This is a genomic window from Cerasicoccus frondis, assembly GCA_031296915.1.
Taxonomy (GTDB): Bacteria; Verrucomicrobiota; Verrucomicrobiia; order Opitutales; family Cerasicoccaceae; genus Cerasicoccus; species Cerasicoccus frondis.
On sequence record JAVDPC010000036.1, the window covers coordinates 45,001 to 52,793 of the forward strand.

The following is a 7,793-nucleotide window of genomic DNA, read 5'->3' on the forward strand; positions in this document are numbered from 1 at the left end:
TCACCAGCCCTGCCTTAGGACGCTGTCTCCGAAGTTAACTCACGTACTTCGGGCAGAACCGGCTTTCATGACTTGACGGGCGGTGTGTACAAGGCCCGGGAACGTATTCACGGCGTCATTGCTGATACGCCGTTACTAGCGATTCCGGCTTCATGGAGTCGAGTTGCAGACTCCAATCCGAACTGGGCCCAGCTTTGAAGATTTGCTCCACCTCGCGGTTTCGCGTCTCATTGTACTGGGCATTGTAGCACGTGTGCAGCCCTAGGCGTAAGGGCCATACTGACTTGACGTCATCCCCACCTTCCCACTTCGAATAGAAGTTTGTCTCCTTAGAGTCCCCACCATAACGTGCTGGTAACTAAGGACGAGGGTTGCGCTCGTTGCCGGACTTAACCGAACATCTCACGACACGAGCTGACGACAGCCATGCAGCACCTGTGAATCGGTCCCGAAGGAAAGGCTGCTTTCACAGCCGGTCCAATCCATGTCAAGCCTAGGTAAGGTTCTTCGCGTTGCATCGAATTAAGCCACATGCTCCACCGCTTGTGCGGGCCCCCGTCAATTCCTTTGAGTTTTAACCTTGCGGTCGTAGTCCTCAGGCGGCACACTTATCGCGTTAGCTTGGGCCCTGAAGGGGTCGAATCCTCCAAGACCTAGTGTGCAACGTTTACGGCGTGGACTACAGGGGTATCTAATCCCTTTCGCTACCCACGCTTTCGAGCCTGAGCGTCAGAACTTGTCCAGTAAGCTGCCTTCGCCATGGGTGTTCCTCCTGATATCTATGCATTTCACCGCTACACCAGGAATTCCGCTTACCTCTCCAAGCCTCAAGATTGGTAGTTTCAGGCGCAGTTCCAGAGTTGAGCCCTGGGATTTCACACCTGACACACCAATCCGCCTGCGCTCCCTTTACGCCCAGTGAATCCGAGTAACGCTCGAGGTCTCCGTATTACCGCGGCTGCTGGCACGGAGTTAGCCACCTCTTCCTCTATAAGTTAGTTCAAGCACGCTCTTCACGTGGTTTTATTCCTTATTGACAGGGGTTTACAACCCGAAGGCCTTCATCCCCCACGCGGCATTGCATGGTCACGCTTTCGCGCATTAGCCAATGATTCGAAACTGCTGCCACCCGTAGGTGTCTGGACCGTGTCTCAGTTCCAGTGTGACTGATCATCCTCTCAGACCAGTTACCCGTCTTAGCCTTGGTGAGCCGTTACCTCACCAACAAGCTGATAGGCCGCGAACCCCTCCTAAAGCGCCATTACAAGCTTTAGCGAGATCTCCATGCGAAGATCTGCCACATGCGGTATTAATCCTCCTTTCGAAGGGCTATCCCCCACTTTAGGGCAGGTTGTTCACGTGTTACGCACCCGTTTGCCACTCTTGTCCCCGAAGGGACTTCCGTTCGACTTGCATGTCTGAGCCATGCCGCCAGCGTTTACTCTGAGCCAGGATCAAACTCTCCGAAAGTATTTAAAGCTTTCGTGAGTCCGATAATCCTATGGATTAAATGGACTACGCGTCAGACCGAAGTCTGACGTTATTTACGTATTGTGTTTTAAAGTTGGAATTGTGAGTGCCTACGCACTCGCACAAAGTAATTTTCAAAGAACGATTTCTTTTGCTTTTCGACACCGCTCTGGGCGATGAGGGAAAGACGTCCATAAAGAAGATTTTTCTTTCGGTCGTCAACCACTTTTTTTCAAAAAACTTTCAGAAGAACAAATTTTGTTTCGCGTTCGCCTTGCGGCGATCAGCGGAAGGTCGTGGAAGCTAGAAGTTAATTTCCTCTCGTCAACAAATAATTTAAAAAAAATTTGCGGAGAGTAATTAGCTCAATCTTCAACCCTATTAAGAACATTAAACAGCTACTTAATTTCGCTATTTAAACTTCAATTAAAACTTGGAGCTTCAATCGAAAGGCTGAAGAAACTAGCTGAGCTGATTTAGTAATCAAGAAAAAAGTTTAACTTTTTTAACTTTACCGAAACAGACTCGTAACTGACCTTTAGAAGAACATTTGCTAAGTGCTTCATTACTGAAACTTTAGCGAGCTTCCCGAAGCAGAGCTTCGTGGGAAAGGTTGCAGACACTGACGTGTTTTTATCGGTTGGCAAGAAAAAGTTTTAACTTTTTTCAACTTTCTAAATTAGCACCGTTTAGACCTTTAAAAGAACGTTGATAAATAAACTTCGTTAGAAGTTATTTATCGCTCCCCCTTGAAGCAGGGCTTCTTGGGAAAGGTTGCAGACACTGGCGCATTTTATTTAGTTAGCAAGAAAAAGTTTTAACTTTTTTTCGCCGAATAAATCAGCTGCTTTATAAACCTTTTAAAGAACACTTTTCGCTTCCGTCTGGCGAGGCCAGTCATCAGGGAAAGATGACGGAAGCTAAGGTTTAGACTGACTTCGGCAAGATATATTTTCGAAAAAATGCCGAAAGTTATTCACAAACTGTGAATCAATTTCATGCGAGAGATCCCAACCGCCGCCAATCCAATATCCATCGGCCATCTGGGAGTTTCACTCTGCAATGCAAAGTTTAACAAGATAGCGAGCCAAGCCCTTCTATTGGGCGAGTCCGCGCATTTGAACTCCAGAAAAAGCCGCCTTTCTCTCCTAAACGCGCCAATCCAGCACTTCTGCCTGCGGTTCACAACGCCCTTGCCAACGATTCCAGCCAAGCTTTACCGCCAATTCTATTTCCTGGCCCACTGGTGGCGGACGATCGCCCATCCCCCAGGCAACCGCAGAAAAAGCCGCCCCACCATTACACTGAAAGCGGAATCGCGCGTGCCGACCGCCAAAAACCAAGGCGCTATCAGTCAATCGCACGCCACGAAGGCCAATTACCGGAGTCGGATGCGACTGCCCATACGGCTGCAATTCATCCAGCGCCGCCACGACTTCACCGTGCAACTGATCCGCCTCTAACCACGCGGCGATTTCCAATTCCGGCTCCAGCGGATCCGGCGCCACCGTAGAAACCGCCTCCGCAAAGGCTTCGCGCAGCTGCGGAACCAAATCCGCCTCAAGTGTAACTCCCACGGCCATCGGGTGCCCGCCCCACTCCATCAAAAGCGGGTCGCACTGTTGCAGAGCAGCCTGCAGGTCAATCCCCGCCACACTGCGCCCGCTTCCCTTGGCCAAATTCCCCTCTCCGCCCAGGGCCATGCAAGGACGATAAAACTCCTTGGCCAGCTTGCCCGCAACAATACCGACCACACCGGGATGCCAATCTTCGCCGTAAACGACAATACCCGCAGCGTCTCCCTGTGACAAAGCTTGCTCGCGCGCCTCTTCAAAGATCGCACGCTCAATCGTCTGCCGCTCGCGATTGCGGTTATCGAGCTCCCGGGCAATTTCCAGACACTCACTATATTCCTCGCTGAGCAATAAATTGACCGGCACGGCTGCATCACCCAGGCGGCCGCTCGCATTAATACGCGGCCCCAGCCGAAAAGCGATGTCGGTCGGCGCCAACGGTTGTTCGAGCTCCAAGCCTGCCACCTGCATGAGCGCCAGCAGGCCCGGACGCTCCGTCCGCCCCAAGCACTGTAAGCCGAAGCGGGTGAAAATGCGGTTTTCGTCGCGCAAAGGAACCAAGTCAGCGACCGTCCCCAGCGCCACGAGGTCCAGGTAGTCGCGCAATTTAATCTCCTGCGCCACGGGATCGCCTTGTTCGCGGAGCCGCTTAACCAGCGCATGCACGAACTTAAAGACCAGCCCTACCGTGCAACTGTCGCCCCACGCTGCCTCACTCTGTCCGGAAATGTGCGGATTGATCAAAATCGCGTCCGCAGGCGTTTCATCCTTCGATTGGTGGTGATCAATGATCAGCACATCGACGCCCTGCGCACGGAGCGAGGCCACTTCCTGCACGGAGTTCGTGCCGCAATCCAGCGCAATGAACAGATCAGGCTTTCCGTCGGCGAGGACGCGTTCGAGCGCGGCGTCGCTTAACCCATAACCTTCATCCAAGCGGCGCGGCACATAAAATCGCGGGCTTACGCCCAAGCGCCGGAGGATCATCACCATCAGTGAAGTGCTCGTTACGCCGTCCACATCGTAGTCGCCAACCAGGCAGATTTCCTCGCCATTACGCATAGCCGCAATGACTCGCTCCACCGCTTCGCTCATATTTTGAATCGAAAACGGGCAATCCAAGTGCGCCAAACGGGGATTCAAATGCCGCTCCGCCTCGTCAGGGTCGAGAAAACCACGCTGAGCCAGGAGCGTTGCGACCACCTTGGAGACACCCAACTCACGCCTCAGGCGCTTCATCGCTTCTTTAGGTGTATCAATTGTCCGCCAGAACATGCAAAAGGACAATCGACCAAAATCCCGGGACCTTGGCAACGCTTTTGCGAAATTTCACCCGCTCTTTTCGGTGGATTCCCGTATTGACTGCACCCGGCGCACGACAACAAACCCATCACCATCTATATTTTCAAAGCAGGCAGCGGCGTAGAAAACATCCGGCTCCGTCGGAAATCGCTGCTCCAACGTCATTCCCCGGACGGTGGTGGAAAAGCTATCCCAGCGTTTTCATTGCCGACGATGCCCCTGGCAATCCCCGCCACATGACTAACCACGAGCTAAACGCCGACGGACCCAAAGCCCGATCAAGGCGCCGCCAAGGCCCATCAGCGCCCAAGTCTGCGGCTCAGGCACAGGCGTAAAATTCGACAGCGTGATCGAGCTGGCCAGGTAATTCAGCTCAAAGTCACCCAAATAATCATAGGTCAACGAGTCGTAGAGTGGCAACAAAGCGCCGTCTGCATAGTAATCGCCAAAATACGAAAACTGACCGGTATACGTTCCCTCAAAGATGGTCAGCACATCGCTACTGCTGAAATTATCGTAGCCAAACAGGATGATGTCCGGCCCCTCCGTAAAGTCGCCAAAGCCGCTAACGAACTCAATTTGATCATACTCGCCACTGTTCGGACCGTGCAAATCGAGGTAAAATGCGCTGTTCTGGTCAAAAGCCACATTGCCCTCGAAAATCAACTTACCGGGCTCTGGCATGGCGTCTAAAGTGAAAACGGCCTCGGCGTTGGACAGCGGATCGATCCCAATGCCGGTCAAGGAAAGCACCTCCCCGGTATTATTGCGGATAATGCCTTCGCCCGCCACGCCACCGTAACCAATCGACGCACTGCCCGAAAAAGTGATCGTTGAGCCGGCCTCCAGAATCAAATCACCCTCGGACTGAACATAATTGCCGGTGAAGGTCAAATCCGCTCCATCGACCGCAGCAACCTGGCCACCGCTGTAGACATCGACCCCAATCACCGCCTCGCCCTCATTCGTTGCGCGGACCAGCAAACCGTAGTTATAAATCGTACTGTTGCCGTCATTATGCAGGTTCACCGGGTTATCCAGGTACATGTCACCATAATTATCCACGGTCGTATTCTGAAAATAGACGGTATTGGTCCCGCTGAAATTCATCTCCGTCTCGTCATCCATATATATTGCGCGCCCAATGAAGCTGATGTCGGCCGTCCCGGTGATCTCCAACTCACCAGTATTCATAATATTGATCGCGGCGCTGCCGGAGTCCGACGTGATGCCCCCGCTATTAATATACAGGTAATCCGAAACAGTGATGTCCAAGTCGCCGTTGATAAACGGGCCGCCATCCAATGCTGGCGTAGCCAAGTAGAGACTGGCCACATCGATGGGACCATTTTCGTAGGTAATGGTGTATCCGTCTGCCGCCGAACCGAAAAACGCCGTATCCAGCGAGCCGGGGACGATCATGTTATCCCAATTGAGCGGATCGGAAAAATCCGGGCCATCGCCACCCCCGCTCCAGTTCGAAATCACCTGAGCGGAGAGCGAAGCAGCAAAAGTCAGAAATGCAATGGTGGCAGTGCGAAACATTATCGAGAGACATACTAAGCAAAATTGGGGCCGAATCAATGCAAACCTGTGCGTGACTGCTTGCTTTTACACCCTAGATGCACGAAAATAGCGCCATATGCAGCCATACACATCCACGGGCCCCAAGGGGCACGAAATCCACATTCGCCCAGCCAACGCCGCCGACATTCCCAGACTGGTGGAACTCAACAAGAAGGCTTACCCGGCTTTGGCGGAAGAAAACGTGGTCTGGTGCGAGGGACACCTCCGCACCCATCAACGCTATTTCCCTCAGGGGCAGTTGGTTGCAGTAGTGGATAATAAGATCATGGGCGCCATCTGCAGCCTCATCGTGGACCTAGGCGCCGACCCGCTCCGTCCGCATACCTATGCGGGCGTCACCGACGGCGGTTACTTCCATAACCATAACCCTCAGGGCGACACACTCTACGGTGCAGATGTCTATGTGGACCCCGATTCCCGCGGCCTCGGCATCGGCGCCGCCCTCTATGAAGGCCGCCGCCAGCTTTGCCGCAGCCTCAACCTGCGCCGCATCCTCGCGGGGGGACGCCTCTGGAATTACCGCGAACACGCCAACGACATGTCGCCGGAAGAATACGCCCGCCGCGTCGTCGAGGGCGAACTGAAGGACCTCGTGCTCAGCTTTCAACTCCGGGAAGGCTTCCAACTGCGCGATATTTTACACAACTACCTGCCCGACCCCAACAGCCTCAACAACGCCAGCCTCATCGAGTGGCTCAACCCGGACTACGACCCGCCCGAAGAAGGCCAAACCAGCAAAGTTCGCGTTTCCTGCGTCCAATACAAGGTGCGCGGCGTGAAGGATTTCGCTGAGTTTGCCGCGCAGACCGAGTATTTCGTCGAAACAGCTGCGGACTACTGCACCGAGTTTGTGCTGTTTCCCGAATTTTTCTCCGTCCAGCTCCTGTCCACGATGCCCAACCTCGCGGCGCTGGAAGGCATCCGCAAACTATCGGAAATGAGCGAGCCCTTCATCGAGCTCATGTCAGGTCTTGCCCGGAAATACGGCTGCTACCTCATTGCCGGTAGCCACCCGATCCCCGCCAGCGACGGCAGCGGCAAAATCCTCAACAAGAGCCTCGTTTTCTCGCCCGATGGCGAATACATCGCCCAGCCCAAGCTGCACATCACCCCGGCCGAGCGTAAATACTGGGGCATCTCCGGCGGCAGCGAGCTCTACGTGGTCGACACGCCCAAGTGCAAAATCGGCGTGCAAATCTGCTACGACATCGAGTTCCCCGAAGCCACCCGCTACCTGGCCGACCAGGGCTGCGAAATCATCTTCGTCCCCTATTGCACGGACAACCGCCAAGGGCACCTGCGCGTAAAATACTGCGCCCAGGCCCGTGCGATCGAAAACCAAATCTACGTCGTCACGGCCGGCATCATTGGCAACCTGCCCAGCGTGCCCGCGATGGACGTCCACTACGGCCAGGCCGCCGTCTACACGCCCAGCGATTTCGAGTTCGCGCGCGACGGCATCCAAGCCATCGCCGACAGCAACGTGGAAACCCTCCTCATCACCGACCTCGACATTTCCGACCTGCACCGCGCCCGCAACACCGGCGCCGTGCGCCCGCGCATCGACCGCCGCACCGACCTCTTCGAAATCCGCGCCAAGCTGCAAAACGCCCCAGCCCCACACGCCGACGCCACGAAGTCTGTCCCGCTTGACCTACCGAGGTAGGTCCGGCGGGAGATTAAAGTGAGCAAATTAAAAATTAAAGTGGGGGGTGACGGGGCGCACATTTCTGGAGGCCGCTACTGAGCTAGCTCCGCTTCACCGACAGGTCCGTGTCTCGCACCAACCCATCTGCCGACCTTTAATTTGCTCACTTTAATTTTTAATCTCCCGGCGCTCAACGCCGGGCCAGGGGGGGG

3 protein-coding genes and 1 rRNA gene (1 of these 4 running past the window's edge) are annotated in these 7,793 nt (G+C 54.4%); 1 reads left to right on the top strand and 3 read right to left on the bottom strand.

From position 1 onward, the window contains the following. The 3 genes from RBB63_RS20820 to RBB63_RS20830 all read right to left on the bottom strand — a co-directional run. A 16S ribosomal RNA gene (locus RBB63_RS20820) occupies positions 1–1,470 on the bottom strand (it extends 59 nt beyond the left edge of the window). Between the two features lie 1,148 nt (positions 1,471–2,618). Continuing rightward, a complete protein-coding gene (recJ, locus tag RBB63_RS20825) occupies positions 2,619–4,283 on the bottom strand; it encodes a single-stranded-DNA-specific exonuclease RecJ (protein WP_309387125.1) in 1,665 nt (554 codons plus the stop codon). A 303-nt stretch (positions 4,284–4,586) separates the two neighbouring features. Next, positions 4,587–5,891, bottom strand: a complete 1,305-nt coding sequence (locus RBB63_RS20830) for a PEP-CTERM sorting domain-containing protein (protein ID WP_309387126.1) — start codon at positions 5,889–5,891, stop codon at positions 4,587–4,589. A gap of 97 nt (positions 5,892–5,988) precedes the next feature. On the opposite strand from RBB63_RS20830, the gene RBB63_RS20835 reads away from it, so the two are divergent. Then, positions 5,989–7,599, top strand: coding sequence for a GNAT family N-acetyltransferase (locus RBB63_RS20835; RefSeq protein WP_309387127.1), 1,611 nt, complete (start codon positions 5,989–5,991; stop codon positions 7,597–7,599). Positions 7,600–7,793 lie beyond the last annotated feature (194 nt).

What these genes read in the sequence shown, in the direction of transcription:
- recJ (WP_309387125.1), bottom strand. Translation starts at nt 4,283, where the DNA reads ATGAAGCGCCTGAGGCGTGAGTTGGGTGTCTCCAAGGTGGTCGCAACG.
- RBB63_RS20830 (WP_309387126.1), bottom strand. Translation starts at nt 5,891, where the DNA reads ATGTTTCGCACTGCCACCATTGCATTTCTGACTTTTGCTGCTTCGCTC.
- RBB63_RS20835 (WP_309387127.1), top strand. Translation starts at nt 5,989, where the DNA reads ATGCAGCCATACACATCCACGGGCCCCAAGGGGCACGAAATCCACATT.